This window comes from Sulfurimonas sp., assembly GCF_028713515.1.
Lineage (GTDB): Bacteria > Campylobacterota > Campylobacteria > Campylobacterales > Sulfurimonadaceae > Sulfurimonas.
Window position 1 is genome coordinate 221,412 of record NZ_JAQTOD010000001.1, and the last position, 25,646, is coordinate 247,057.

At 35.3% G+C, this 25,646-nt stretch carries 21 protein-coding genes; 13 read left to right on the forward strand and 8 right to left on the reverse strand.

Translation table 11 applies throughout. The annotated features are described in order from the left end of the window. Window positions 1-249: 249 nt before the first annotated feature. From PHV22_RS01175 to ccsA, 8 genes are all read left to right on the forward strand, one after another. Window positions 250-951 (forward strand): cytochrome c3 family protein, encoded by a 702-nt coding sequence (locus tag PHV22_RS01175; RefSeq protein ID WP_295021456.1) that lies wholly within the window; start codon window positions 250-252, stop codon window positions 949-951. A gap of 146 nt (window positions 952-1,097) precedes the next feature. After that, window positions 1,098-2,165 (forward strand): SMP-30/gluconolactonase/LRE family protein, encoded by a 1,068-nt coding sequence (locus PHV22_RS01180; protein WP_295021454.1) that lies wholly within the window; start codon window positions 1,098-1,100, stop codon window positions 2,163-2,165. After that, window positions 2,162-3,106 (forward strand): peptidyl-prolyl cis-trans isomerase, encoded by a 945-nt coding sequence (locus tag PHV22_RS01185; RefSeq protein ID WP_295021453.1) that lies wholly within the window; start codon window positions 2,162-2,164, stop codon window positions 3,104-3,106. Before PHV22_RS01180 ends, PHV22_RS01185 begins: the two co-directional genes overlap by 4 nt. 19 nt (window positions 3,107-3,125) lie before the next feature. Further along, complete coding sequence (locus tag PHV22_RS01190; protein WP_295021452.1) at window positions 3,126-4,883, forward strand: hypothetical protein; 1,758 nt, start codon at window positions 3,126-3,128, stop codon at window positions 4,881-4,883. A 22-nt stretch (window positions 4,884-4,905) separates the two neighbouring features. Continuing rightward, complete coding sequence (locus PHV22_RS01195; protein WP_295021451.1) at window positions 4,906-5,934, forward strand: 6-bladed beta-propeller; 1,029 nt, start codon at window positions 4,906-4,908, stop codon at window positions 5,932-5,934. Next, window positions 5,931-8,018, forward strand: a complete 2,088-nt coding sequence (locus PHV22_RS01200; RefSeq protein WP_299945206.1) for a cytochrome c3 family protein — start codon at window positions 5,931-5,933, stop codon at window positions 8,016-8,018. Before PHV22_RS01195 ends, PHV22_RS01200 begins: the two co-directional genes overlap by 4 nt. Then, entirely contained in the window at window positions 8,002-8,496 is a 495-nt protein-coding gene (locus PHV22_RS01205; protein ID WP_295021447.1) for a hypothetical protein, read from the forward strand. Before PHV22_RS01200 ends, PHV22_RS01205 begins: the two co-directional genes overlap by 17 nt. Before the next feature lie 119 nt (window positions 8,497-8,615). Further along, entirely contained in the window at window positions 8,616-11,831 is a 3,216-nt protein-coding gene (gene ccsA, locus PHV22_RS01210) for a cytochrome c biogenesis protein CcsA (protein ID WP_299945209.1), read from the forward strand. 80 nt (window positions 11,832-11,911) lie between these two features. Here ccsA and PHV22_RS01215 read toward each other — a convergent pair whose 3' ends face one another. After that, a complete protein-coding gene (locus PHV22_RS01215) occupies window positions 11,912-12,373 on the reverse strand; it encodes a c-type cytochrome (RefSeq protein WP_295021443.1) in 462 nt (153 codons plus the stop codon). A gap of 262 nt (window positions 12,374-12,635) precedes the next feature. On the opposite strand from PHV22_RS01215, the gene PHV22_RS01220 reads away from it, so the two are divergent. Further along, window positions 12,636-12,923, forward strand: a complete 288-nt coding sequence (locus PHV22_RS01220; protein ID WP_295021442.1) for a c-type cytochrome — start codon at window positions 12,636-12,638, stop codon at window positions 12,921-12,923. 59 nt (window positions 12,924-12,982) lie between these two features. Here the strand turns inward: PHV22_RS01220 and PHV22_RS01225 are convergent, their stop codons facing one another. Next, window positions 12,983-13,735 carry a tetratricopeptide repeat protein gene (locus PHV22_RS01225; RefSeq protein WP_295021440.1) on the reverse strand — a complete coding sequence of 251 codons (753 nt, stop codon included), beginning with the start codon at window positions 13,733-13,735 and terminating at the stop codon, window positions 12,983-12,985. Window positions 13,736-14,066: 331 nt separating this feature from the next. Between PHV22_RS01225 and PHV22_RS01230 the strand changes: the two genes are divergently transcribed. Next, a complete protein-coding gene (locus PHV22_RS01230; protein ID WP_299945214.1) occupies window positions 14,067-15,077 on the forward strand; it encodes an NAD(P)-dependent oxidoreductase in 1,011 nt (336 codons plus the stop codon). Between the two features lie 80 nt (window positions 15,078-15,157). Here PHV22_RS01230 and lsrK read toward each other — a convergent pair whose 3' ends face one another. The 6 genes from lsrK to PHV22_RS01260 all read right to left on the reverse strand — a co-directional run bounded on the left by lsrK (window position 15,158) and on the right by PHV22_RS01260 (window position 20,439). After that, entirely contained in the window at window positions 15,158-16,720 is a 1,563-nt protein-coding gene (gene lsrK, locus PHV22_RS01235; RefSeq protein WP_299945217.1) for an autoinducer-2 kinase, read from the reverse strand. Window positions 16,721-16,729: 9 nt separating this feature from the next. Then, window positions 16,730-17,122 carry a PIN domain-containing protein gene (locus tag PHV22_RS01240; protein WP_295021434.1) on the reverse strand — a complete coding sequence of 131 codons (393 nt, stop codon included), beginning with the start codon at window positions 17,120-17,122 and terminating at the stop codon, window positions 16,730-16,732. Window positions 17,123-17,124: 2 nt separating this feature from the next. After that, complete coding sequence (locus PHV22_RS01245; protein ID WP_295021432.1) at window positions 17,125-17,373, reverse strand: hypothetical protein; 249 nt, start codon at window positions 17,371-17,373, stop codon at window positions 17,125-17,127. Window positions 17,374-17,521: 148 nt separating this feature from the next. Next, window positions 17,522-18,412 (reverse strand): hypothetical protein, encoded by an 891-nt coding sequence (locus tag PHV22_RS01250; RefSeq protein ID WP_295021430.1) that lies wholly within the window; start codon window positions 18,410-18,412, stop codon window positions 17,522-17,524. Then, complete coding sequence (locus PHV22_RS01255; RefSeq protein WP_295021429.1) at window positions 18,399-20,108, reverse strand: AAA family ATPase; 1,710 nt, start codon at window positions 20,106-20,108, stop codon at window positions 18,399-18,401. The genes PHV22_RS01250 and PHV22_RS01255 overlap by 14 nt, the downstream gene beginning before the upstream one ends. A gap of 43 nt (window positions 20,109-20,151) precedes the next feature. Further along, the gene (locus PHV22_RS01260) at window positions 20,152-20,439 is read right to left on the reverse strand and encodes a putative quinol monooxygenase (RefSeq protein WP_299945221.1); all 288 of its coding nucleotides are present in this window, start codon (window positions 20,437-20,439) and stop codon (window positions 20,152-20,154) included. A 102-nt stretch (window positions 20,440-20,541) separates the two neighbouring features. Here PHV22_RS01260 and PHV22_RS01265 point away from each other — a divergent pair, with 102 nt between their 5' ends. The 3 genes from PHV22_RS01265 to PHV22_RS01275 all read left to right on the forward strand — a co-directional run bounded on the left by PHV22_RS01265 (window position 20,542) and on the right by PHV22_RS01275 (window position 25,636). Further along, entirely contained in the window at window positions 20,542-23,055 is a 2,514-nt protein-coding gene (locus PHV22_RS01265; RefSeq protein WP_299945891.1) for an HD domain-containing protein, read from the forward strand. 8 nt (window positions 23,056-23,063) lie between these two features. Next, the gene (gene glmS / locus PHV22_RS01270; RefSeq protein ID WP_295021426.1) at window positions 23,064-24,878 is read left to right on the forward strand and encodes a glutamine--fructose-6-phosphate transaminase (isomerizing); all 1,815 of its coding nucleotides are present in this window, start codon (window positions 23,064-23,066) and stop codon (window positions 24,876-24,878) included. An 86-nt stretch (window positions 24,879-24,964) separates the two neighbouring features. Next, window positions 24,965-25,636, forward strand: a complete 672-nt coding sequence (locus PHV22_RS01275) for a ThiF family adenylyltransferase (protein WP_295021424.1) — start codon at window positions 24,965-24,967, stop codon at window positions 25,634-25,636. Window positions 25,637-25,646: the final 10 nt, after the last annotated feature.

Genomic DNA, 25,646 nt, shown 5'->3' on the forward strand with positions numbered 1-25,646 from the left:
AATTGTAATAATATAAAGAAAATATTTTCTAATAAAACATTATTTTTTTTATAATTAATTTATCACATTGATTTACATTCATAAATAGAACTCCCTTTCCCACGGGAGCGTGCTAAAACAACACTATATATTTTTATATTTTATTATAAAAACTAATATCTCCTATAACAAAAAAAGTTGTATACTTAATAAAACATTAAGCATATCACTACTACAATTTAAGTACACAAAGTTTAAGGGAGGTGTACTATGGTAACCTTTAAAAGGGTGGTGCAATCTATCGCAGTGATAGTAGCATTGGGTTCGAGTGCTTTTGCAACATCAAATATTACGGCAACAAAACATAATCTTTCAGGTACTAGTACGGGAACAATTAAGTCTGATGCTGGGGATAATAATGACGAGATTTGTGTTTATTGTCATACTCCTCACGCCGCAAACACGGCTTTTGTTGGCGCACCATTATGGAATAAAGCAACTCCATCTGGTGTATTTACAATGTATGGTACTACTATTGGTGGAACAGCAACTGATGCAACGCCAAACAGCCCGTCTATGGCATGTTTAAGTTGTCACGATGGTGTTAGTGCAATTAACTCTATGGTTAATGCACCAGGCTCAGGTGGGTATGTTGCTCTTGGAGCTAATGTTAAGTTTGGTGCTACGGCTGCTGGGAGTGCGTTTGTAATGCCTGCTGGAGTAACAGCAATCGGTACAGATTTGAGAAATGATCATCCAGTATCAATTACTTATGATCCAAGTAAAGCAGGGCTAAAAGCTACTGCAACAGCATTAACTGGTTGGGCTGGAGCAACGACTATCGCCAATCTTCTTAGAAACAGCAAAGTGGAGTGCGGTAGTTGTCATGATCCCCATGAAGCAACAAATGGAACATTCCTTCGTGTTGCAAATACAGGAAGTGCTTTATGTATAGGCTGTCACGCAAAATAATCTTCTTCATCTAGCAAATATCCACCTCTTCCGAGGTGGGTTTGCTAAAATTATCCATAATACTTATATTGTAAAACATCATTGGCATTATCTTATGAAATTGTGTATACTCTATTTATTATGAAAATTAATGTAAGGAGATAAAGATGATTAAGTTGGTGGTTTATAATTCAATGCTTTTTTTGGCATTGATTTTAGCAACTGGATGTGTTGCCCAAAAAGAGAAAATTACAGAGGGCTTTGTTGTTCCGGTGCTTCCGGAAGAACCAAGACTTTTTTATATTGCTACTTATACTGGAGAGCGTGATTTTGAGCAAGAGAGCACGCTTGATACTTTTATAGGTGTTGAGGACGCTAAAGTGGCCAAGAGCATGGTGAAACCTTACGGCGTAGCTGCATATAAGGAAAAAATCTTTACAACTGATACCGCGCAAGGTGTTGTTTTTGTTATTGATCGAGCTACTAAAAAAGTATCTTTTTTGGGAGATAAGCCATCAGGTAAACTAGGGCTACCAGTAAGTATCGCTTTTGATGGTAAGGGACTTACTTATGTATCCGATGCGAAGTTAAAAAAAGTTTACGCATACGATGATAATGGTTCTGTTCAGAAAATTTTTGGTGTAAAGGATGAATTTACTCGGCCAACTGGAATTGCTATAAATAGAGATCTTGGATTACTTTATATAACTGATACACTCCAACATAATATTAAAGTTTATACTTTAGATGGAGTGATGGTTCAGACTATTGGAAAACGGGGAATAGAAGATGGTGAGTTCAACTATCCCACAAACCTTAGCATTGACCGCCGAAATGGGAATCTTATAGTTGGGGATACACAGAATTTTAGAATTCAGATTTTTGATAAAAATGGTAAATTTTTATCAAAGTTCGGAAAAGTTGGAGATAAGCCTGGCATGTTTGCTCGTCCAAAAGGCGTTGCAGTAGATAGTGAGGGTCATATTTATGCAGCAGATGCTGCTTTTAATAATGTTCAAATTTTTAATGATAAAGGAGAGCTTCTCCTCTATTTTGGCGGTGCCGGTACTACCCCTGGAACATTCCATCTACCGTCATCTCTTTATTGTGATGAAGAGGATAGGCTCTATACGACAGAAGGATTTAACTCAAAAGTTCAAGTCTTTCAATATATAAGTGAAGTTTGGAAGAAAAATCATCCAAATGAATATAAAAAACTTTTGGAGCCAAGATGAATAGATTAGCTAAAAAAATTGTTGTTACTTTGTTGTTTGTGCTTACTTCTTCAGAGTTGTTTGCAGTAGTTGATAATGTAGTTGCAACAGTAAATGGTGTACCAATTTTAAAAAAACGAGTTGATCGTGAAGTTACCGCTTTGATTCCTCAGGCGAGTTATCATGCTAATGTTGATGATGAAAAAATCAAAGAGCTAGAAAAAAAAGCAGTTGATAGTCTTATAAACAAAGAACTACTTTTTCAGTACGCTAAAAAACAGCAAATCTTAGTGTCTGATAAAGAACTTTCAGAGGCAGAAGAGGCGGTTGTTCGTGGATTTTCAGGGCGTAAAAATTTTCAACAAGCTCTAGCTCAGGCTAAAATACCACTAAGTGAGTTTCAAAATGAGTTAAAGACAGAGGAGTCTATCCGAAAGCTTTATGAGCAAAAAATTAAACTAACTTTTTCAGATGATGATCTTAAAGCCTATTATGAAAAAAATAAATATAAGTTTAAAGAGCCTGAAAAGATTGATGTTCAGATGATTTATACTCGTAATAATCCAGAGGTAAAAAATGGAGGTCAGATTGCCAAAAAGCGAATAGATGAGGCAATGGCAAGTATTAAAAAAGGTGAAAATTTTGCAACTGTTGCATCTAAATACTCCAATGATATGACCCGTATTAAGGGCGGAAATTTGGGAATGATACATAAGGGCAGAATAGAAAATGCTATGGCAGAAAAAGTTGCTTTTGCTCTTAAAAAAGGAGAAACGAGCACTGTTGTTGAAACTGATGTGGGATGTTTTATTTTTCATCTTAACGGACGACAAGAAGCTGCTCAGCTTTCATTTGAAAAAGTCAAAGAGAGTCTTAGAGGTGAGCTAACTGCAAGTCGTGAGAAAGAGAAGATGGACTCTCTTTTGGAGTCTCTAAAAAAACAGGCAAAGATTAAAAGATAGTTGATGTGAGCAACAATTTATGAAAAAACATATGGTTGCTCGGGCTATTATCGCTTTAATCTCCTCTTTTACTATACTTCAAGCGGAGTCAAATGGATTTTATGGAAATTTAGAGTATGGATATACAGAAAATAGAGCTAGTGATGTAAACAATAAGTCATCACAAGAGGCTATGATTCAAAACTATACTCTTGGAAAAACAGGATATGTTTATAATCCTAATTTGATGAGCTATTTGGTGCAAGGATCACTAATGGTGACAGATACCACAAATAAAACAAATGATCAATCTTATGATTCTAAAAATAAGAGTATGAATTATCGTGTTAGTACTGATTTTATCCGCTCGACAAAATATCCTTTTTCACTTTATGGTGAAAAAACATCAAATCCATATTCTAGCATTCAAGCTGGTTCATCTATGAGCTATAACCAAACAGATGATAGATATGGTGTTAATGGTTCAGTTGAACTTCCATATTTCAATCTTAGGTATAGTGGCGAGTCGTCTGATATGCAACGAGATGAGACTAATGCAGATGAGACTCGTAAAAACAAAAATTATACACTTTCTGTTGATAAAAGATTTAATGATGGCACATTCTCTGCTGTTTATAGTAATCGAACTCGTGACTATTTACGAGATGATCGCTATTTTCAATCCAAACAAGAGTGGAGTGATCAAGCACAAGATATAAGAATAAATGGTTCTTGGAATGTAGATAAAACACTCCGCATTGACTCATATCTTACCTATATGGATAGTAGTTATAGTGACATGAAAAATATGATGGGAAGTGTAAATATAAACTGGAATCCAACTGCCAAGTATATGGCAAGTGTTGGTGCAACAGCTAGTACAATATCTTCTGGCGGTAAGAGCAGTGATACCGTTATGCTTTTTGGAAACTCTTCATATATGGTAACTCCGGAGTTTACAACAACTCAAAATGTATCGCTTTATCGTGTTGCTGGTGATTATTCTGATATGACTATGGGAACGGCGATGTTGGGTGGGCATTATACTAAGGCCCTAGAGGATAATCTTGTGTTGACTGCTGGTCTTGATGTTATAGGTAAAGTTGAGAAAAACAAAGCTGTCTCTGATATAAATATAACAGCCCCAGATAGAAATAGTTACTCCTATACTGCCAGTTTTGGTGCCTCAAAAAGAGTTGAGGCAATCAGCTCAAGCCTCTCTGGGAATTTATCATATTATAATTCTGAATCAACTCTCAATGATAGCACGAAGCGTATTTCGGCCAATATGATGCTCTCTACCATGATAAGTAATAATTTTTATAATACACTATCGGGATATTATACCAGTGAAACTGGTAGGTACTATACAGATCCAACAACTGGCGCTATCCAGATGGATTTAGAGTCAGTTACTGTTGATAATAACTTAAGATATTGGTATGATGTTGGATATGATGGAAAGATATCTCTTGGTGGTGGAGTAACTTATAGTGAGTCACAGTATAACCAGCAGGAGAAACTAGTTCGTATTTTCCCTCATGCTGAGGGCAGTTTTACATATAAATTTTTTAGGACACTACTTTTTAACTCTAACCTTAGTGCATCACAAGACTCTGTAAGTGACTTAACAAATTACTCAGCTTATATAGGTTTAAATTATACATTAAGAAAAATTATAATGTCTTTTGGAACAAGATATTTTTATCAAACTAGTGGAGCCTCATCGGGCGCAAGTGGAGTCAATCAAGAAAGTACTCAAAGTTCAGTTTTTTTCAAGATATCTAGATCATTTTGAAACATCAAGCAAAGGAGCGTCAATGACAAAAAAACTTTTTATACAGACGGTATTGGTTGGTCTCACAATTTCTTCGTTGTATGCAGTTGAGCAGGAGAGAATTGTCTGGCCATCCGCACCTGATCCAGCTAGATTTGAGTATGTAGGTAGCATAACAAAGAGTGAAGATTTAAATATAAAACGAGGATTTTGGGGAAAAATATGGGATTTTTTAGCTGGTAATGAGCAAAAAATTTTAGCTGCCCCGTTTGGGATTCATGTTGATGAGAGTGGCAAGCTGTATGTTGCTGATGGGGGGAATCAAGCTCTATTTATATTTGACCCAATTGAAAATGAAATGAAGGTGATTGAGGGGTTTAATGATACAAGACTTGTCTCCCCTGTGGATGTTATTACTGACAACAAAGGAAATATTTATCTCTCTGATTCGGTGTTGGAGAGAGTTATTGTTTTTGATAAAAAAGGTAAGTTTTTATACACAATTGGAGGAGATAAGGTAAAAATTACTCGTCCAACAGGTATGGCAATAAATAACAACTTAAACAGAATCTATATATCAGACACCGTTGCTGGGACTATTTTAGTCTTTTCACTTGAGGGAAAATTTATAACATCGATTGGTACAGAAGGCTCTGGAGATGGAGAGTTTAATCGCCCAACATATTTGGCTTTAGATAAAAATTACAATCTGTATGTTTCCGATTCGATGAATCATCGTGTTGTGATTTTAGATAAAGATGGAAAGTTTATCCGTACATTTGGCAAGCTTGGCGATAATATCGGAAATTTTGGAAGTCCACGAGGTATCGCTCTTGATGATGACCTCAATATTTATGTAGCTGATTCTCTTTTTCATGCTGTTCAAATCTTTAATCAAAAAGGAGAACTGTTGTTATCCTTAGGAAGTTTTGGAGCAGAAAAAGGCGAGTTTTCCTCGCCTAAAGATATCGCATTTGACACCAATGGTAGCCTATATGTAGCTGATTTTTATAATATGCGAGTTCAGAAGTTGAAAAAACTTCCAAATCCTGAAAATGTGGAGTTACCATGAAGAATATATTTAATATCACTCTACTTACTATTGCCATCATCTTACTATCTTTAGACAATGCTAATGGAGGAGTTGTCAACACTAAGCACAATATGTCAACTGCGGGTCCTGGAACAATCAAAGCAACAAGCGAGCCGGAAGTTTGTGTTTTTTGCCATATTCCACATAGTGCTCAGACTGGAACACCACTTTGGAATCGTAGTATGCCAGCATCTTCATACACTATGTATAACAGTGACTACATGAGACGGATGAACTATCCAACTCCTGCATCACTTGGAAATACAGTTGGAACACCAGGAACACTTTCTCGTCAATGCTTGAGCTGTCACGATGGCACTGTTGCGGCTGGATCTGTCTATTTGGTTCGTGGTACGCTACTCGGAGGTACTCAAATAGCTATGAGTGGTGTTAACCCTGATGGAACAATGCTCTCATCGGCAGCTGGCTATGTTGGGACTGATTTAAGAGGTCACCATCCGGTTGGAATTGAATATAACCACACCGTGACTAAAAACTTTGGCAGTGGAACTAGAGGAATAGAGCTTTTAGTAACGCCAGGAGCCGCGATTAAACTATACACTTATAGTGGTAAGCAGTATGTAGAGTGTTCCTCTTGCCATGATCCTCATACAGAAACTAAAAAGTTTCTTCGTTACTCAGCTGGAGGAAGTCATGGGGCTAATGTATATGGTACTTGTACTTCATGTCATGATAAAGCAAACTGGGCAACTGGGGCTCATGCTACCGTAACAAATAGTTATACTGATGCAACCGTTAATGCAGCGTATGAGACAAGCACTGTTTCTTCACTTGGGTGTGTAAACTGTCATAAACCACACAATGGAGAAGGGAAGCCATATCTGTTGCGCAAAGTTGAAGAAAATACCTGTTTTCAAGGAGCAGGTAGTGGCACAACTTCAACTGTCCCGTGTCATGGAACTGGTGGAGCAAAAGATATTCAGACATCACTTCAAAGAATGTACTCGCACCCTACAGATTTGATTTCTGGACAACACAGTAATCTTGATGTTTTATATGGCACTGGCGTGGTGAGTGATGGTGGAGGAGCTATAACTTGGAATACAAATAAACATGCTGAGTGTACAGATTGCCATAACCCACATCAGGCAAAAGCTGGAAGTCATATTGATCCTCCGGATGGGGTAAACACTATGTACCCATCAGCACCAACAAATCTTATATCCAAATCAGGTCCACTAAGAGGGGCGATTGGAGTTGAACCTACATGGCCAGCTACCGGATGGACTCAACCAACTTCGTTTACTACGCTAGAGAGTGCAACCTATGAGTATCAGGTCTGCTTAAAATGCCACTCTCAATGGGCGCTTGGAAGTTCTGCTACGCCAGTATCTTCTCAGACCATAACAAAAACAGGAGAGCCAGCAACTGATCAGGCATGGGAGTTTAATCCGAAGAATAAATCGGCTCATCCGATAGTTATGTCTCATAATGCGATGAAAACTTATGGCGGAAATGCAGCAAAAAATCCTGCAGCTGAGGGACGGTATGCAGACTCTTTGACAAGTGCATATTTAAAAACTCCATGGTCAAATAATCCTGGAAACAACACAATGTACTGCTCCGACTGTCATGGAGCTGATGAGCAGACATCCGACCCACGAGGCCCACACGGTTCGAGTTACAAGTATATGCTCAAGGGACGCGGTAACTATTGGCCATATAAACCAAACGGTCAATTATGGGGTATTGATGATACAACAGTGGATAATCCTGATCTTTTCTGCCAAAATTGTCATAGAACTGAAGCAGTTGGAGTTCATGTATTTAAATCTGATCGTGGTAGATTTAATAATATGCTTTGTGTTAACTGTCATTCAGGCATTCCACATGGTTCAAAAATATCTCGTCTGATGGCATATGCTGCTATGCCACATCCCTATAATTTTAATGGCAATGCAAAAATGAAAGGATTTCGTGCTTTAGGGGCAGCTAATTATGTAACAGCAAATAGAGGAAAAGGAAACCATTGGACCAATGATACGGGCACATGTGGTTGTCATGGATCAGCAGTAGGAGGAGCTTATGATGTCTATCCATAATCGCATGAAGTGTTATTTAGTAGTAGTTGCTCTTGTGTTCTTCTCTCCAGCAGTTATGCTTGGGGCAGAAAAAGAGGATGGAATAAAAGAGACGGTTGTTCGGTATAACCAAGCGCTAATAGAATCAGCAAGAACAGGAAAAACTGCAACACTGGAACCCTTAGCAACTAAAAAAATTGTTACTAAAACATATGCGTGGATTCACTCATGGCAAGATAGTAATCTCTATATGCGCGCCAAACTAAATAAACTTAAATTTGAAGAGATTCGAGTTGATAATAATGCAAGTATGGTTAGAACATATGAGGAGTGGAGCTATGATTATTATGATGCAGAAAATAAAAAAGATGCAATGCCGACAACACAGGTTGTATATCAGATGAAATACACATTGTACCCTCATCAAAAGCGATGGATTATTAATGATGTTAAAGTTATTAACGAAAAAAGTACACCTCTGGAAAAAGCCAAAAAATAACTCAGGGCGTCACTTTTTGAGACAAGAATTATAATTTTTTTCTATTCTTGTCTGTTTGTATAACGCGTTTACTTCATTCGTGGTATAAATCTTTTACTAAAATTTACAAAAGGGAATTCATGGCGAATCAACTTAAAAAAATAGGATCATTTTTGGCATCAATGCCGTTTATGGTGGCACTGCTACTAATATTTGGTATTGCAAGCGGTGTTGCAACATTTATAGAGAATGACCATGGAACAGAGACTTCATGGGCTCTCGTTTATGGTGCCAAATGGTTTGAACTTCTTCAAATTATGCTTGGAGTTGGAATCTTTGCAAATATCATCCGCTTTCGTATGTTTACACTTAAAAAACTACCAACTTTTATTTTTCATGTGGCATTTTTAATAATCTTAATTGGCTCTGGTATAACTCGCTATTTTGGATACGAAGGAGTTATGCATATTCGTGAAGGAGACACAGAAAACCGTATGCTCTCAAGCGAGGCTTTTTTGCAGATTGATGCAACTCACGGCACACAAAAATATCATGCTGAAAAAGCAGTTTATGCAGCAGGGCTAAAAGATGGCGATTTGAATGAACATCTGGATGTTGGTGGCAAGGCGTTAACAGTTAAGTTTAAGCAGTTTATCAAAAAAGCAGCTAAAACAGCAGTTGAAGATCCTGCTGGAAAAGCAGTTGTAATGTTTGTTATTCCGGCTCCAAGTGGACCTGAGAAGTTCTTTTTATCTAAAGGCGAGTTTGTTGATGTTGGACCAATAGCTATCTATTTTGACAAAGCTCCAGATGTTGAGCGTTTCTACATCAGCATATCTGAAAAAGATGGTAAGTTCTCATTTGTCTCTAACAGCAATGTTGAGTGGCTAAGAATGGAAGATAAACTCTCTGGAAGTGTGATTGCTGGAAATGAAGGAGAATTTGAAGCGCGCCGTTTATATACTGTGAATGGTATCCAAATAGCAACCAAATCAGTTCTCTCTCATGGTGCAGTCAAGGTTATACCTGAAGATGAGTATCGCGCTTCGCTCAAGATGGATATGAATACAAACGGTGAAAATCTCTCTGCTCTTATTGTTGAGGCTGAACTAGATGGACAAAAGCGTGAAGTTGCTCTAATGGGGCAAGGAAAACGCTTTAAAGGATTTACAGAGAATTTTCGTTTAGGAGATGTTGATGTCTCTCTTGAGTGGGGAGCTAAGCAGATAGAGTTACCATTTTCTGTTAAGCTTGATGATTTTGTAATGGACAAATATCCAGGATCAATGAGCCCATCATCATACGAGAGTCATGTTCACTTGATTGATGAAAAAGCTAAAATAAACGATAGTTTTAGGATTTTTATGAATAACCCTATGGAGCATGGTGGTTTTAAATTTTTTCAATCATCTTTTGATCAAGATGAGATGGGAACGGTTCTCTCTGTAAACCGCGATCCAGGAAAAATACCAACTTATATTGGATATATATTGTTAGCGCTAGGACTGTTCCTTAATTTTTTCAATCCTAATGGTAGATTTGGTAAATTGGCTCGTACTCGTTATGATAGGTCAGCACCATCTGTGATGATTGGGTTAGTGTTTTTGGCGGGGCTATTTATGGCTCAACCAGCATTTGCATACGCTGAGTATCAAAAAGAACAAACAGCAGATCTCTCTACTGCCTTAGAGACAGTAAAAAAAGTAGATTATGCGTCCGCCGAAGAGTTTGGTACGATTTTAATGCAAGATATGGGTGGACGGATTAAGCCGATAGACTCTATTGCTATTGACATAGTAAATAAACTCTCTGGTCAAACAACTATTATGGGATTGTCTGCAAATCAGATAATCCTTGGTATGGCATCTAAACCAGTACTTTGGCAAAAAATTGCAATGATTAAAGTTAAACACTCAAAAATCAAAGCAATGCTTGGAATTGAAGATGAGAAAAAATATATTGCATTTAATGATGTTTTAGATCCAGCTGGTGTGTATAAGCTTGGAGATGCTGTTCAGGCATCCATTACAAAACGACCTGCTGAGCGAGATGAGTTTGATAAAGAGCTGATTAAACTAGATGAGAAGTTAAATATTGCATATAGTGTATATGCTGGTGATTTTATGCGAATTTTCCCTCTTGTCGGAGATAAGGCAAATGCGTGGCTTAGTCCAAGTGATGCACTTAAAGCACTTTCTCCAGAGGATTCTCAAAAAATTAGACAAATTCTCCAACTAAACTATACTGGAATTAATGAAGGGATAGAGAAGGGGAATTGGAAAACTTTTAGTGATGCAACTAAGATGATAATCGGCTTTCAGAAATTAAATGGAGCTACAATTTATCCTTCTGAATTACGAGTTAATGCAGAGTTACTCTACAATAAAGCATCTATTTTTGAGAGATTGATTCCTCTATATCTTTTTGCAGGTCTAACTCTTTTAATACTTATTTTTGTTCGTCTTTTCAAACCTGCTCTAAATTTAGAGAAAGTGCAAAAGGTTGTTCTTGGAGTTTTAATAATTGGGTTTATTGCTCACACAGCAAATCTAGGTTTACGGTGGTATGTTTCAGGGCATGCGCCGTGGAGTGATGGATATGAGTCAATGATTTATATTGCGTGGACAATTATTTTAGCGGGAATTATGTTTGCAAGACAATCAGAATTTGCAATTGCATCAACAGGAATTCTATCTGGAGTTGCTCTTTTTGTTGCTCATTTAACATGGTTAGACCCACAAATAACAAATCTTGTTCCGGTACTTAAATCATACTGGCTATCAATCCATGTGTCTGTTATTACTGCTAGTTACGGCTTTTTGGGACTAAGCGCACTGCTTGGGCTTATATCGCTTGTGCTTTTCATTATGATTGACCGCGTTAAAAATGAAAATACAAAACGACAAACCATTATCAGTATCCGAGAGGCAACAAGAATCAGTGAAATGGCAATGATTATTGGGCTCTCGCTTGTTACTCTTGGGAATTTCATTGGTGGAGTATGGGCAAATGAGTCATGGGGTCGTTATTGGGGATGGGATCCAAAAGAGACATGGGCATTGGTTACGATTCTTGTTTATGCTACTGTAGTTCACTTGCGTTTTATACCGAAGTTGAATTCAGTCTTTAACTTTACGGTGGCATCTGTTGTTGCTTATAGTTCGGTAATTATGACTTATTTTGGGGTTAATTATTATCTATCTGGATTACACTCTTATGCGGCTGGTGATCCAGTGCCTATGCCGACTTGGGTTTATTATGCGGTGGCTACAGTGCTGTTGTTGATTCTTTTAGCCTCTAGAAATCGTAAAGCAGTTTCGGGAAGTCTGAAAAATCCAAACACAGCAGAAGGGTAGAAATTCTCTTCGTTTTCGGCAGTTTTTATAACTGTCTTAAATATATAGTAAAAAAACTATAAGTAGCTTTTTTTGTTTATCTATTTTTTAAGTTTCTTCTCTTCCCACAGTTTTGTTGCTTCTATGATTGTTCCATACTGTGGATTGGCAATAAAATAGTCACGCATAAAGTTTTTATACTCAATTTGTTCAGGTGTTAAAACTTCGTCACTATACGCATTTTCATCTACGGGTGGTTGAGGTGGTGTTAGTGTTGAGATATAGCTTGCAACATCTTTTATATCAGCATCACTTAGCTTTACTGCTTGACCACTCATCATGCTACTGAAGCCATATTGATTTAGTTTGTTGGCTTTATATGCTTTTAGTTTTTCAATAATTTTTTCCTCTTTCCATCCAGCAATAATCTCGCTTACACCAAGAGATTTTTTCTCTCCATGTTCTCCGTGACACACCATACAACGCTTAAATACAGATGCTCCATCTGCCATTGATAATGTTGCTGTACTAGTAAATATAACTAATAATATTTTAAGTTTCATATTTAATCACTCCAATCATAATAAGGCACTAAACCTTGATTTTTTAAAACCATACTATATCATAATGCACAATATTTAAGGTATTTTCGCATATAAATGGTAACTTTCTAATAGTTTTAATAAGCTTATATTATAACTATTTCAAATAGTTACATATAGTAACAGAACGAAAATATTGCATAAGATAGTATAGATTCTTTGAAATAAATTAGTTTTCATCTGATACAATTATTTTTAACAAAACACAAAGGAGATAGAAAATATGAAAAAAATAATACTTGGGGTTGCTGTAGCTGCAGCTACACTATTTGCTGCTGATGGCGCAGCTATCTATGCAAAATGTGGTAGTTGTCATGGTAAAGATGGTAAAAATACAGCGATATCAGGTGTTGCTCTTTCAGGAGATGCGGCTTCAATTGAGAAAAAATTGAATGGTTACAAAGATGGAAGTTTTGGTGGAGCTAAGAAAGGTATGATGGCACCACAGGTAGCATCTCTTTCAGCTGATGATGTTAAAGCAGTTTCTGAGTATATTGCAGGTTTAAAATAGTCTTATCTCTATAAAAGAGGCTTTTAGCCTCTTTTATAACTTCCCTCTCATTTATAACTTCACTGTGGCAACTGTTTAATTTCGTATGTCGGAAGTGTCTCTTGTTTGTTCTCATCTAAAATTATTTTAGCATCTTTGTTTCCATTTAGATAAGCGTTTTGCATAAGTACTTTTGCTTCCTCAGCATTTTTTTCTACTCCATCACCAACTAGATACATTTTACCGAGGTCATACTGTGCATCACCGCAATTTTGTTTAGACGCTTTGTTTAAATACTCTTTTGCCTTAGCCATATCTTTGTTTGTTCCTAGTCCAGCACGGTACATTTTTGCAACTTCATGCTGTGCTTTTGGATAACCACTATCTGCTGTTTTTTTATACCAATAAAATGATTTTTGATAATCTTGTTTTGTGCCATTCCCGTTGTAATACATGTCTGCCATATAGAGTTGAGCTTTAGCATCGCCTTGTTCCGCTGATTTTTTAAATAAATCAAAAGCCTTTACAAAATCTTTTGGTGTTCCTTTTCCATCATAATACATACAGCCCAGATTAAACTCCGCTTTATCGTGACCCTGCTTGGCTGCTTTGTCGAACCAAAATATGGCTTTAGAGTAGTCCTGTTTTGTTACTATTCCATGATAGTAAAAACCACCCAAGGCAAACTGACTACTAGCATCTCCTCCTTCAGCTTTTTCTATTGCAGCTTTAACAGCTTTTTCTTTCATATCTCCCATTGATGATTCTGCCGATATTGCCGTTGAAGTCAATATAGCAGTATTGATGATAGCAACAAAAATAATCTTTTTCATAATATCTCCTTAAGATAATCTGTCCTTTATTTTATATAAAAAATTATTAATATATCTTTATAGTTATATTAAAATATGTTATTTGTTATATTAAAATATATTATTAGTTAAAAAATAGATTTAAAAGTTGCTTGATTTATTAGCAAGGTTTTTATGCTCACAAAATAGGATGTATTGTTGACTTTAAATATACATTGGATATGAAAATCATGAATGATAGTATCTGTTTTTTTGACAATAAAAATTTATAAACCAGTTCACTAGTGCTATGTACTAAAGAAAAAAGTAGATACAATAACCAAAAGTGATAAACTTACACAAGGTTGATTAAATGATTATTTTTACGGAGACATTACCACAGGAGCAAGAGACACTACTTGGTTTAATTGATAAAAAGTATCACGCTAATCTCTGTTTTTTTGAAGAGAGTATAACAGCTCTTAATGCTGGACTTTTCTCTGAGGCAACACTGCTTTGTGTGTTTATACATTCGCGTGTCGATAGTGCTACTCTTGCCCAACTTCCTCACCTTAAAGCCGTAGTTACTCGTTCAACTGGAACCGATCATATCGATATAGAAACTTGCAAAAAACATAAAATTGCTGTTGGAAATGTTCCTAGTTACGGACAAAATACAGTTGCTGAATATGCTTTTACTCTTATCTTAACTCTTGCTCGCCAAGTAAAACCTATGATAGAGCGACTCTCAAGAGGAGAATTTTGTCGTGATGGACTAAAGGGATTTGATCTCTTTGGTAAAACGATTGGCGTTATTGGTACTGGTAAAATTGGCTCTCATGTCGTCTCTATTGCTAGAGGTTTTGGTATGGAAGTTTTATGTCATGCTCATCATGAAGACGCAGACCTAGTTAAACTCTCTCATGTCAATTATGTACCACTAGAGACTCTCTTATTGCAAAGCGATATCGTCACGCTGCATATTCCAGCCAATCCATCAACACTTCATCTTATAAACAAAGAGAATATTTTACTTATGAAACCCTCTGCAATGCTCATCAACACGGCACGCGGAAATGTGGTTGAGATTGAGGCGATTGTGGAGCAACTACATCTAGGTAATCTTCAAGGTGGAGTTGGACTAGATACTTTTGAGTCAGAAGATATTTGGATAGAGGAAAAATATCTAAAAAATGATACACTCTCAGCACAAGAGCTTCAAAAAGCAATGCTCGCCTTTTCAATTCTGCGCTCATCCAATGTTGTTCTCTCGCCACATAATGCCTATAATACAACTGAAGCGTTAGAGCGAATACTTGCTATGAGCGTAGAAAATATCCATGCGTTTCTTGAGAACGGAACTCTCATTACTCCAGTTATTTAACATTTAGTATCTTCTTTATCATGTTGTTTTTTTTGCTCAAAATTCTAGCTTGTTTACCAATGATAGAGTATTTGAAGTTTTTACAACCCAGGGGCGCTCCACATAGAAGTCGTAACACCACCATCAACTAGTCCCAACTGCACTTCATAAGCCCTTTGAAATTTCACTCTTATCTCATTGTAAATCTTTTTATTTTCTAAATTCGGTTCATACATTTTATCCCAAACAACTAATTTTTTTGAAGCAAGAGCTAAACTCTCATACACTCCAGCACCAACACCAGCCGCCATCATAGCACCAAGAGCTGTAGCTTCTGTAACTTTTGGAATCTTTACTCTGTATCCAGTCACATCCGCAACTATTTGCGACCAAAGTTCGCCCTTGCTTGCCCCTCCTGCAAAGACAATCTCATCAATCCTAACGCCCGTAAAATCTCTTATTTTATCTAAATTTATGCTTGAGACAATCGCAGCATTCTCCTGCAGACTTCTAAACATTGAGGCACGATTACAAATATCTGAATTTATGGAGAGATTTAAAAAACTAGGAGCCGCATGGTACCATTTGCCATATTTCATACTATCTGAAAATATAGGAATAATCCCGTAAGAGCCAACAGGAACGGCTTTTGCCTTCCCTTCTAAGATGCTATAAACATCTAAATTTCTCTCTTTCGCCTCCAGCTTTTCCATGTCACAAAAAGCATCTCTAAACCATCTCATAACAAGACCGCTGAAAAATGTTATTCCCTCTGCTTGTGATTGATTTGAGATTACATGCGGATTTACTCTTATGCTTATATCTTTTGGCGGCGGCGTGTTTTTGTCTATATTTACAACTTGTTGCCAAAATGAACCGCCAAGAATTGCCACTTGCCCAACATCAACAACACCCAAGCCAGCGCATCCAAGCTGAACATCTCCGCCACCCATAACTACTTTTGTATTGGTCGATAAAAGTGTAGATTGAGAAGCTTTTTCTGTAAGTGTTCCCATCAAAGTTCCAGTCTCTAGCACTTTTGGAAATATATCGCTTTTTAAACCAACTTGATTTGCCATTTCACTAACCCAGCCACGATTTTTTAGCGAAAATATCCCTGTGGTTCCGCCGTTACTTGGGTCTGTTGCGATTACTCCACAAAGCTTATACAAAATCCAATCCCCAATCATAGAGATTTTTGCAACTCTCTCATAAAGTTCAGGTGCATTGTTTTTAAGCCACAAAATACGCGGAATTGCTCCAAGCGCAAAAGTCTGACCAGATTCCGCATAAAACTCCTCTTCAATTCCAGCGAAATTTTCCTTTAGATATCTAACTTCATCGCCAGCTCTTGCATCTACATTTGCAACCGCCCAAAGCTCTTTTCCATCTTTATCATAAAGCACAATTCCTTCACGCATACTCGTAGCACTAAGCGCTAAAATATCCTCGCCATTTAAGTTTGCGACTTCAAGCGCCTCTCTTATACACTCACAAACCAAAACCCAATTTGCATTAAAATCAAAGCTCATGGAGTTAGCAACTCCATCCTCCTCCAGATGCGTCCACTCTTTTTGAGCAACGCTGATTTGGTTGCCCAAAGTATCAAAAATTACAGCCCGAATGCTTCCAGTTCCTGCGTCTATTGCCATTAAATATTGCATGTTTTTCCTTTATGCTTCAATACTCAAGTTTTGTATTCGCTCAAAATGCTTTAAATTATTAGTTACTAAAGTGCAACTATTTTTTATGGCGATACTTGCAATCATCAAGTCCATGTCCGCGATAATATTTCCATTTTTTTTAAGTCTGGCTTTCTCTTTTGCAAATATAACGCTTGATTGCTCATCAAACTCTAGCATTTCAAAGTTCTCTAAAAAAGGTACTATTATTTTTAAATTTTCTTCAACTCTCGCTGAGTTATAAGCTCCATAAAGAAGCTCTGTATAGTTTATCCTAGAGATATAAAGCTCGTCCATAGGCAATTTGGCAAGTTTTTGCACTACCTCTTGTTTACCTTTGAGAAAATATATCAATATGTCGCTATCTATTAAATATTTTTTCATCTCTATAGCTCTAACTCAAAATCTTTACTATTTTTATCACTTGAAATAGCCTCTAGCATAGCGTCAGCATCACTGTTTTTTATCTTGCCTGCAAAAGATAGTAATTTGTTTTGCTTTAAAGAATTTTGTTGAGAGAAAAATTCAATGGCTTTTTCTATTACATCTGTCTTTGTAGTGTGTAACTCACCACTTAATTGATTTAGAGTAATAATAACCCTCTCATCCAACCTTATATTAACAGCTCTTCTCATTTTAAACCCCTTTATCTTTACGATAGTATATAATTTTACGCTATTTTTGTAAAGAAAATATTAGAGATTTAGTTAAATTTAATATCTAATATTTCTATTGTCTTTTTGTGGTTTTCTCTATTAATGTTTTTTTGGATGATTATTTTTATCATATTTTTTTTATTATTTTAAACTGTTTTAAAATGTCTTGTGTTAACTTCGTATGATTTCTTTTATGAATATCTTTTTTGTCTAAATAACTGCAAAAAGCAAAGTTTTTTACATCCTCTTTTAAATACCCTAACTCTTTATAAAAACTCTTATAAAGTTCGTCTATTCTTGATTCATTGTAAAGTTGTGCTTTGTTCCATATCTCTTTTGCAATGTCGTTGTGCTCTTTATATATCTTATCTAGCTGAAATCGCTCTATGCTTTTTTTGCATCTTTCATCGGTAGATTTTATATTTACTTCTAGTTCTATATCTTTTTCGATACCAAGCGTGTTTACACTTACGCTAAATTTCGCTTTTTCATCAAAACATTCATAATAAGGATGAAGTATATTTCCCTCCTGAGTTTCGTTTCCTTTAAACTTACTGTTACATGTAGCGCAAGAGGGTATGAGATTATAAAAAGATAACGATAAGTGAGGATATTTTACTTTTGGGTAATAGTGTTCTAATGTGGCTAATGTATTAAACTTTTTTGCACCTACTTTATAAAAATAAACATAGTTGTTATTGCAAAAAGGGCAACTTTTTAGATTTAGTTTTTTGAAGTGTTCCATAAAATTTTCTTTTTGTCTATTAGCTGAGTAATTAAATATATTTTCGATTTTCTTTTTTTCTTTTGGAGAACAGTGGTTTAGTAAAGTTAAATATTTTGTTTGAATATTACTTATGTCTGCTTTTATCAAATTTTCTAGGTTGTCAATAAGGTTTTTAAATTTTGATTGAGGTTTTAATTTTTTTAAAGAGATTTTGATTTTATCTATATCAACAGACTCTAAATAACTTTGAAAAAATGCTTCATTAACTATTGATAAATCAATTTGTTTCATTATTCGATTTACCTGTGAGTTTTTTTATTTTTTTTTCAATTTCTTCTTTTTCTCTTTCGAGTCTTTCAAGTTCACTCTCATTAGAGTTTAGCTTTTCATTAAGCTTATGCTCTAGTGTCTTTTTTAATATAGGCTCACCTATAATAGAGATAATATTTTTACATGTATTTATTTCATCTTTTGATAAAGTATCTTTTTTAATAGTAGAGATAACATCATTTATCTTCTCTTTCGCAAACTCCCCCATAAGCCCACCATTCATAAAAAAACCGTGAGAGAGAAGAGTATGGATATTTGCTCCGAAAGTGTCTATGTTTGTTTCTTTAGTTACATTTTTGCAATTTCCATTTTCATCTTTTTTTAAAAATATTACATTTTCTTTTGGTAAATCTGAAAGGATAAATGGAGAATGACTAGTTAATACGAGATTAAAATCTTTTTCAATTTCTTTCAAAAATCCAATTATGTAATTCATTACATTTTTTTGCCAAAATGGATGCAATCCTAATTCAAATTCATCAATAAAAAGAAGAACTTTTTTTATGTCATGTTTTGTATAATATTCTTCTCGTATACTTCCATCCTCATATCTCTGTTCAGGGTGATAAGTTTTATAGTCTAGTTTACTAATGCTATTTAATATAAGATGCAATTGCGTTAATAATTGTCTTTCTCCGTAACTTAATTGTGAAAAAAAAGTATTATTTACATCTACTAACTCTATTGTGAACACATCTTCCGGTAGAAGTTTTAAGAATTTAAATAACTTAGTATCTAATTCATCTATATTGAATTCAAACCGAGGTAATTTAGTGTCAGAATCTTGTATTTTATTAGGTATTAACTCTAAAAAATTATCATCTAATTTGTATTTTCTAAAATAGCTTGCACTTTTTTTTGAACTTAAATCCATTAAAGTGTTAATTGCTAGATGATTCTTTATTTTAAAGTCAAAAAGAGAATGCAATTCTTTTAGCTTTTCAAAAAAAGTATAATCTCTAAACTTAGAAGAAATATCCTTTATATGTTTTTCACCTTCTTCATCATAATATTCAATGTCATTTGTTAACGACTTGTACGGTATATAATCATGCCCATTAAAACTTATTATTATTTTATTTAAAATAAAAAAGTTTTCTTTATATTTTAGAAAATCATATTTACCTCGCATATGATTTTCTAGCACAAATAAGCTTCTTTCTCTAGTTGTTAAAAATGGAATATGATGTTTAGATAGCTGTTCATTAGAATGAGATTCTTTATCTGTAAATATATTTTGAACTTCATTATTTAAATAAACAGCTACTACATCATCGTGGTAATTTGATAAACCTTCATCATAAATATTAAAATCTCTATAGCCTTTAATTAAGTTATTAATATCATTAAACTTTATGTTTTTAGAACATGACAAACTACCATTATCATCATATACTAATATATAATCAAAGGGTGGTTTGTCATAGCCTTCAGCAAATATATTAAGTAACATTTTTAAAAGTGTACTTTTTCCGCTCCCATTCTCCCCCACAATAGCCGTGACATTGATATTGTCAGGAAAAATACTTACATGTGCTTTATTCTCATCAATAGTTAATTTGCCATCTTCATACTTACATTTAAACCTCGGCGAAAAATTAAACCCCTGATTCTTGATATTTTTATACTCTTCTACCCAAAGATAAACCAGTTCCATTTTACACCTCTAACAAATATTTATAAATCGTTGTATTTAATACTTACCCCAAAACCTCTAATTCGTCACTATATTTATCCAAACAATACTCTTCATAGCTCGATTTATAGACCTTATAATGCTCTGACGCTTTGTGTCCGTCTAGTGCCGTTTCATCTCTCCAAGTCTCTACTGCAAAAAATTTTTCTGGTCTCTCTTTGCATTGGAAAATATCGTAAAATATACACCCATCTTCTGCTTTAGAGGGTTTAACCATTGCACTTAGCAACTTTTTCATCATCTCTATGCCGTCATCTTTTGCTATAAATGTTACTTTTTTTGTTATTGTCATTTTTTCTCACTTGATGTTTAAATTTTAATCTGACAAATTATATCCGATTAGAGTTATTTGATTATAATAGAGTAAAAAAATTAGGACGCTCACTTGGATTTAGTGCTACAAATTGAAGATATCATAGAGAAAAATGGTAGTGATTTCGAGCTCTCAAAACTTTTTAAAGCTTATATAAGAGAGTACAAAACTTCGTTGCCGGAGCTTTTTACAAAAAATCAGGGTAAAGATTTTTTGGTTCACCATACAAAACAGCTTGACTCCATTATCTCGCTGATGTATAAAACAATTCTGCGAAGAGTTTTTGGAAACTATCTGCCCATGAGGGGCTCTATTCCCATCGCTATTGTGGCGCTTGGGAGCTATGCGAGGGAGCAGTTGTCAGTTCATAGCGATGTCGATATGCTTATAGTTTATGAAAAAAACGAGGGATATAACACTGGGTTGATTATAGAAAAGCTCTTTTATCTGATTTTGGATTCGGGACTGAAGCTTGGACATAGAGTTCATGAAGTTGGGGATCTTTTTCGTGCTAGTAATGAAGATATAACTATAAAAACTTCACTTATTGAGTCTCGGTTTGTAACCGGTTCAAACTTCACATGGCACGCAACTGCCAAAGAGTTAAACAGGATACGACTTTATAATCAAAGAGAGTTTATCTTATCAAAGATTGAAGAGGCGCAGACTAGACGCAAAAAGTATCCAAACTCCATGCAGCCAAATATAAAAGAGAGCGTGGGAGGACTTCGTGATTCAAATCTTATCTTTTGGATAGCAAAAACTATATACGGTATCACTACACTCAAAGATTTGACAAATAAACTCTACACGGAAGAGGAGTATAAAGAGTACAGAGTCGCTTTAGAGCTACTTTTTCGGGTAAGAACAGCTCTACATCTCATCGCAAACAAACAAGAAGATAGACTTCTTTTGGAGCATATACCAGAAGTTAGCAGGATGTTAGGTTTTAGCAATCAGCAAAAGCTAGCCTCCAAAGTGCTTGAAGCTCAGTGGCGCATAAGTAATTTCACTCAAATTTTTGTTAAAAAAATGGCGAGAGCTTATATAGTTGATTTTTCGTATGTTTCAAAATTTAGACATAATCGTATAAGCAAAGGTATTTATGAGCTAGACGGAAGAGTTTTTGCATCTTATAATCTCACAATTCAACCCATAAACACACTGTTGGAAATTTTAGTAGCGCTTCCAGATAAACCGTATCACTTTGATGCTGGCTTTTTGAACCAATTTACATATACAAAAATCTCATATCCGCTAAAATCAAAAACCTATATGTTACTAAAAGAGCTTCTTAAAAAAAGAGATATGTACTGCTTCTTAAAACTATTTTATGATGCTGGAGTTTTAGATAAACTGTTTTTAAACTTTAAAAAAGTTCTTCATCTACCACAATTTGATGGGTATCATGTCTATCCAGTGGATATTCACTCTATAAAATCCGTTGAGGCACTAGAGAACATAAAAGAGCCGTTTATACAAAATCTATATGAGAGTTTTACGCCAGATGAAAAACTTCTCTTAAAAGTAGTAACTCTCTTTCATGATACAGGCAAAGGCAGAAGACAAGATCACTCTGAAGTTGGAGCAAAACTGGTGGTTGCGATTGCAAGAAAACTAAAACTAAAAGAAGAGCATATTGAGAGATGTGCGCTTTTGGTTAGACAGCATGTAACCATGAGTGAAACCGCTTTTAAAGAGAATATTCACAACGAAAAAACCCTCTATAAGTTTATGTCAAGTATAGGTGATGCTAAAAATTTAGATCTTTTATATGTGTTGACTTATGCTGATATTAACGGTGTTGGCGGTGAAATTTACAACTCATTTAACTCAAAACTTCTGTATGATCTTTACATAAGTGCATTGGAAGTTACTCAAAATTTTGAGAGGATAACAGATGCTTCAAAAAGAGCAAGTATTGAAAAAAGGGTTCAGAGACTTCCAGAGTTTAATGAACTGCCAAAGTTGCTGCAAAGCAAACTTCTTCGCATAGAGTCGAATCTATTTTTCTTTAAACACACGCTCTCAGACATCATTAGCATCGCTATTAAAGCCAATAAAACCGATAAATATGATTACACTATAGAGACAAGTGGTTCTCTTAGTATTGAAATATATAGAAAAATTCCGCTAAACATAGGTTTTTTGTTGGCAACTCTTAGCCGTCTTGATGTTGCATCTATGGAGATTTTTACACTTTTTGACGGCGTAAAATATTTTAAAATAGAATTTATAGAAAATATTGATAGTGATGAGGTTGTGGAACTTGAAGATATAATCAAAAAAGCTTTTGATATGAGTTTGCATGTTGAGATGAAGAGTGTAAATATAAACCGTGATGAGATAGCCATCGACTGTGAACACTCTCTAACTCATGCTGAAATAAGCATAAAAACACAAAATCAAAGAGGTCTTTTGGCGTATATAATGGAGTGTTTTGAAGAGCTAAATATCAACATCGTAACCGCTAAAATCCACAGCACCAAACATAAAGTAAGAGATAGCTTTTTAATGGAAAAACAGAACAATATATGTGATAATGTTGACAAGATTTATGAATTACTAACAAAAAAAACCATAAAAAGAGGATAAATTAAATAATGTGCGGAATTGTTGGATACTTAGGCAAAAAAAATATAAAAGAAATTTTACTCTCAGGTCTTAAAGAGTTAGAGTATCGTGGATATGATTCTGCTGGAATTGCTGTTTTAGAAGATGGTAATTTCTCGATTTATAAAGCAGTTGGAAAATTGGTAAACTTAGAGGAGAAAACTAAAGATTATGAGAGTCATGGTTTTGCGGTTGGCATAGGTCATACAAGATGGGCGACACACGGAAAACCAACGGAGTTAAACGCTCATCCGCATCTGGGTGAGTCATCTTATGTTGTTCACAATGGCATTATTGAAAACTATGCCCAACTCAAAAAAGAGCTTCAAGACAAGGGTGTTGTTTTTCTTAGTCAAACGGATACTGAGGTTATAGTTCATCAGTTTGAGAAAAATCTAAAGTTGTTAAAAAACTCATTTGATGCTTTTTCAAAAACAGTGGGTGAGCTTCAAGGTGCTTATGCAATTTTACTTGTGACAAAATCAGAGCCTGATACAATATTTTTTGCAAAGCAAGGTTCTCCTATGTTGATTGGAGTTGATGAGCAAAATGATAGTTATTTCGCATCTTCTGATACTCCTTTGATTGGGCAGTGTAACAGTGTAAATTACTTTGAAGATGGTGATTTTGGTTATGTTACACCTAAAAAACTTATGATTTTCAGCGCAAATGGCACACAAAGAGACGCTAAGTTTGTGCCTCTTTCACAAAATAAACTCTCCGCTCAAAAAGATGGGTTTAGATTTTTTATGGAAAAAGAGATTTATGAGCAAAGCAGTGTGATTTCGGATACTCTTATGGGCAGGCTGAGTGAAAGTGAAGTTATTTTTGAAGAGCTTAATGAAAATCTTTTTTATGGGATAAGTGAGATAAAGTTTTGTGCTTGTGGAACATCTTATCACTCAGCTATGAGCGCATTTTATCTTTTTGAAAGATATGCAAAAGTCAAAACTTCACTAGAGGTTGCAAGTGAATTTAGATATCGTAACCCAATTATGAGCAAAGACACTCTTTTTGTTGTGATTTCCCAAAGCGGAGAAACGGCCGATACGCTAGAGACACTAAAAATGGCAAAAAAAGCAGGACTTAAAACTTTAGTTATCTGTAATGTTGATAACTCATCTATGGTTCGTTTGGCTGATGCAGCCATTCTTACTAGAGCTGGTATAGAAAAAGGTGTTGCCTCAACAAAAGCTTTTGCCACGCAAGTTACTGTTTTTTGGATGCTCTCTCTTTATGTAGCAAAAATAAGAAATTCTCTAAGTGGCACAGATATAGCCAATCAGATTGCACTCTTAAGAGAAGTTCCAAAACACACAAAAGTAACAGAAGTGCTTCATGAAAAGATGAAGCGACTCTCGAAAAGATACCTTCACGGACATGGCTTTTTCTTTATAGGTAGAGATATTTTTTATCCTTTGGCGCTTGAGGGTGCTTTAAAACTTAAAGAGATTTCATATCTACATGCTGAGGGTTATCCAGCTGGAGAGATGAAACATGGTCCAATAGCTTTAGCTGACCCAGAACTTTTCACTATTGCACTACTTCCGCAACATCTTCACTATGAAAAAACAAAAAGCAATGTAGAAGAACTTAGTGCAAGGGATTCAACTATATGTGTTATAAGCAGTGAGGAGTTTGACAAAGCAGATGACTTTGTGCAGATTTCCTCATGTAAACACTATATGCTTGAATTTTATGAGATGATGATTGTAGTTCAGCTTCTTTCTCTAGAAATATCTGTAAGACTTGGCAACGATGTTGATATGCCTAGAAATCTTGCAAAAAGTGTGACGGTAGAGTAGTAGTTTTAGCGAAGCTCTATTTTAAAATATTTTGATTTTTCTGTCATATTTGTATTATGTAATGATTTTTTCACAAAGGTAAAGCTATGATAAATTTTTTTCATAGACAAATTCAGTTGTGGGGCGAAGAGACCCAAGCTTCACTTCAGAACAAAAAAATTGCCATTATCGGTGCTGGAGGACTTGGCAGTTCTCTCGCTTTTGCTCTTGGAGCAAGTGGGATTGGCGAAATACACATGGTTGATTTTGATGAAGTCTCTACCCATAATATTCATCGTCAAATTGCTTTTAAGATAGGTGATGAGGGTAAAAATAAAGCGCGTCTTAATGCAGAAATTATTGAGCAGAGATGCCCATTTGTAAAAGCTTTTGCTCATGAGTGCGATTTTAGTGGGTTTACAAAAAAAGATTTGAAGTTTGACTTGATCTTAGATGCAACAGACAATCTTGTTGTAAGAGAGCAGATAAGTATCTGGGCAAAGAGTAAAAATATACCGTGGATTTATGGGAGCGTGGAGGCATTTCACGGTCAGGTCTGTTTTTTTGAAAATGCAAATTTCAGTGATGCCTTTAAAATTACCTCTAGAACACCACAGGGTATTACTGCCCCGATAGTTATGCACATAGCGTCACTTCAAGCAAATCTGGCACTAAGATATTTGGCCGGGCTTAGTGTCAAGAAAGATTGGCTTTACTATCTGTTTTTCAATAATGATGGAGAGCTAGTAACGCAAAAATTTGCCCTCCCAAAACCATAGAAAAGGATTT

What these genes read in the sequence shown, in the direction of transcription:
- PHV22_RS01175 (WP_295021456.1), top strand. Translation starts at nt 250, where the DNA reads ATGGTAACCTTTAAAAGGGTGGTGCAATCTATCGCAGTGATAGTAGCA.
- PHV22_RS01180 (WP_295021454.1), top strand. Translation starts at nt 1,098, where the DNA reads ATGATTAAGTTGGTGGTTTATAATTCAATGCTTTTTTTGGCATTGATT.
- PHV22_RS01185 (WP_295021453.1), top strand. Translation starts at nt 2,162, where the DNA reads ATGAATAGATTAGCTAAAAAAATTGTTGTTACTTTGTTGTTTGTGCTT.
- PHV22_RS01190 (WP_295021452.1), top strand. Translation starts at nt 3,126, where the DNA reads ATGAAAAAACATATGGTTGCTCGGGCTATTATCGCTTTAATCTCCTCT.
- PHV22_RS01195 (WP_295021451.1), top strand. Translation starts at nt 4,906, where the DNA reads ATGACAAAAAAACTTTTTATACAGACGGTATTGGTTGGTCTCACAATT.
- PHV22_RS01200 (WP_299945206.1), top strand. Translation starts at nt 5,931, where the DNA reads ATGAAGAATATATTTAATATCACTCTACTTACTATTGCCATCATCTTA.
- PHV22_RS01205 (WP_295021447.1), top strand. Translation starts at nt 8,002, where the DNA reads ATGATGTCTATCCATAATCGCATGAAGTGTTATTTAGTAGTAGTTGCT.
- ccsA (WP_299945209.1), top strand. Translation starts at nt 8,616, where the DNA reads ATGGCGAATCAACTTAAAAAAATAGGATCATTTTTGGCATCAATGCCG.
- PHV22_RS01215 (WP_295021443.1), bottom strand. Translation starts at nt 12,373, where the DNA reads ATGAAACTTAAAATATTATTAGTTATATTTACTAGTACAGCAACATTA.
- PHV22_RS01220 (WP_295021442.1), top strand. Translation starts at nt 12,636, where the DNA reads ATGAAAAAAATAATACTTGGGGTTGCTGTAGCTGCAGCTACACTATTT.
- PHV22_RS01225 (WP_295021440.1), bottom strand. Translation starts at nt 13,735, where the DNA reads ATGAAAAAGATTATTTTTGTTGCTATCATCAATACTGCTATATTGACT.
- PHV22_RS01230 (WP_299945214.1), top strand. Translation starts at nt 14,067, where the DNA reads ATGATTATTTTTACGGAGACATTACCACAGGAGCAAGAGACACTACTT.
- lsrK (WP_299945217.1), bottom strand. Translation starts at nt 16,720, where the DNA reads ATGCAATATTTAATGGCAATAGACGCAGGAACTGGAAGCATTCGGGCT.
- PHV22_RS01240 (WP_295021434.1), bottom strand. Translation starts at nt 17,122, where the DNA reads ATGAAAAAATATTTAATAGATAGCGACATATTGATATATTTTCTCAAA.
- PHV22_RS01245 (WP_295021432.1), bottom strand. Translation starts at nt 17,373, where the DNA reads ATGAGAAGAGCTGTTAATATAAGGTTGGATGAGAGGGTTATTATTACT.
- PHV22_RS01250 (WP_295021430.1), bottom strand. Translation starts at nt 18,412, where the DNA reads ATGAAACAAATTGATTTATCAATAGTTAATGAAGCATTTTTTCAAAGT.
- PHV22_RS01255 (WP_295021429.1), bottom strand. Translation starts at nt 20,108, where the DNA reads ATGGAACTGGTTTATCTTTGGGTAGAAGAGTATAAAAATATCAAGAAT.
- PHV22_RS01260 (WP_299945221.1), bottom strand. Translation starts at nt 20,439, where the DNA reads ATGACAATAACAAAAAAAGTAACATTTATAGCAAAAGATGACGGCATA.
- glmS (WP_295021426.1), top strand. Translation starts at nt 23,064, where the DNA reads ATGTGCGGAATTGTTGGATACTTAGGCAAAAAAAATATAAAAGAAATT.
- PHV22_RS01275 (WP_295021424.1), top strand. Translation starts at nt 24,965, where the DNA reads ATGATAAATTTTTTTCATAGACAAATTCAGTTGTGGGGCGAAGAGACC.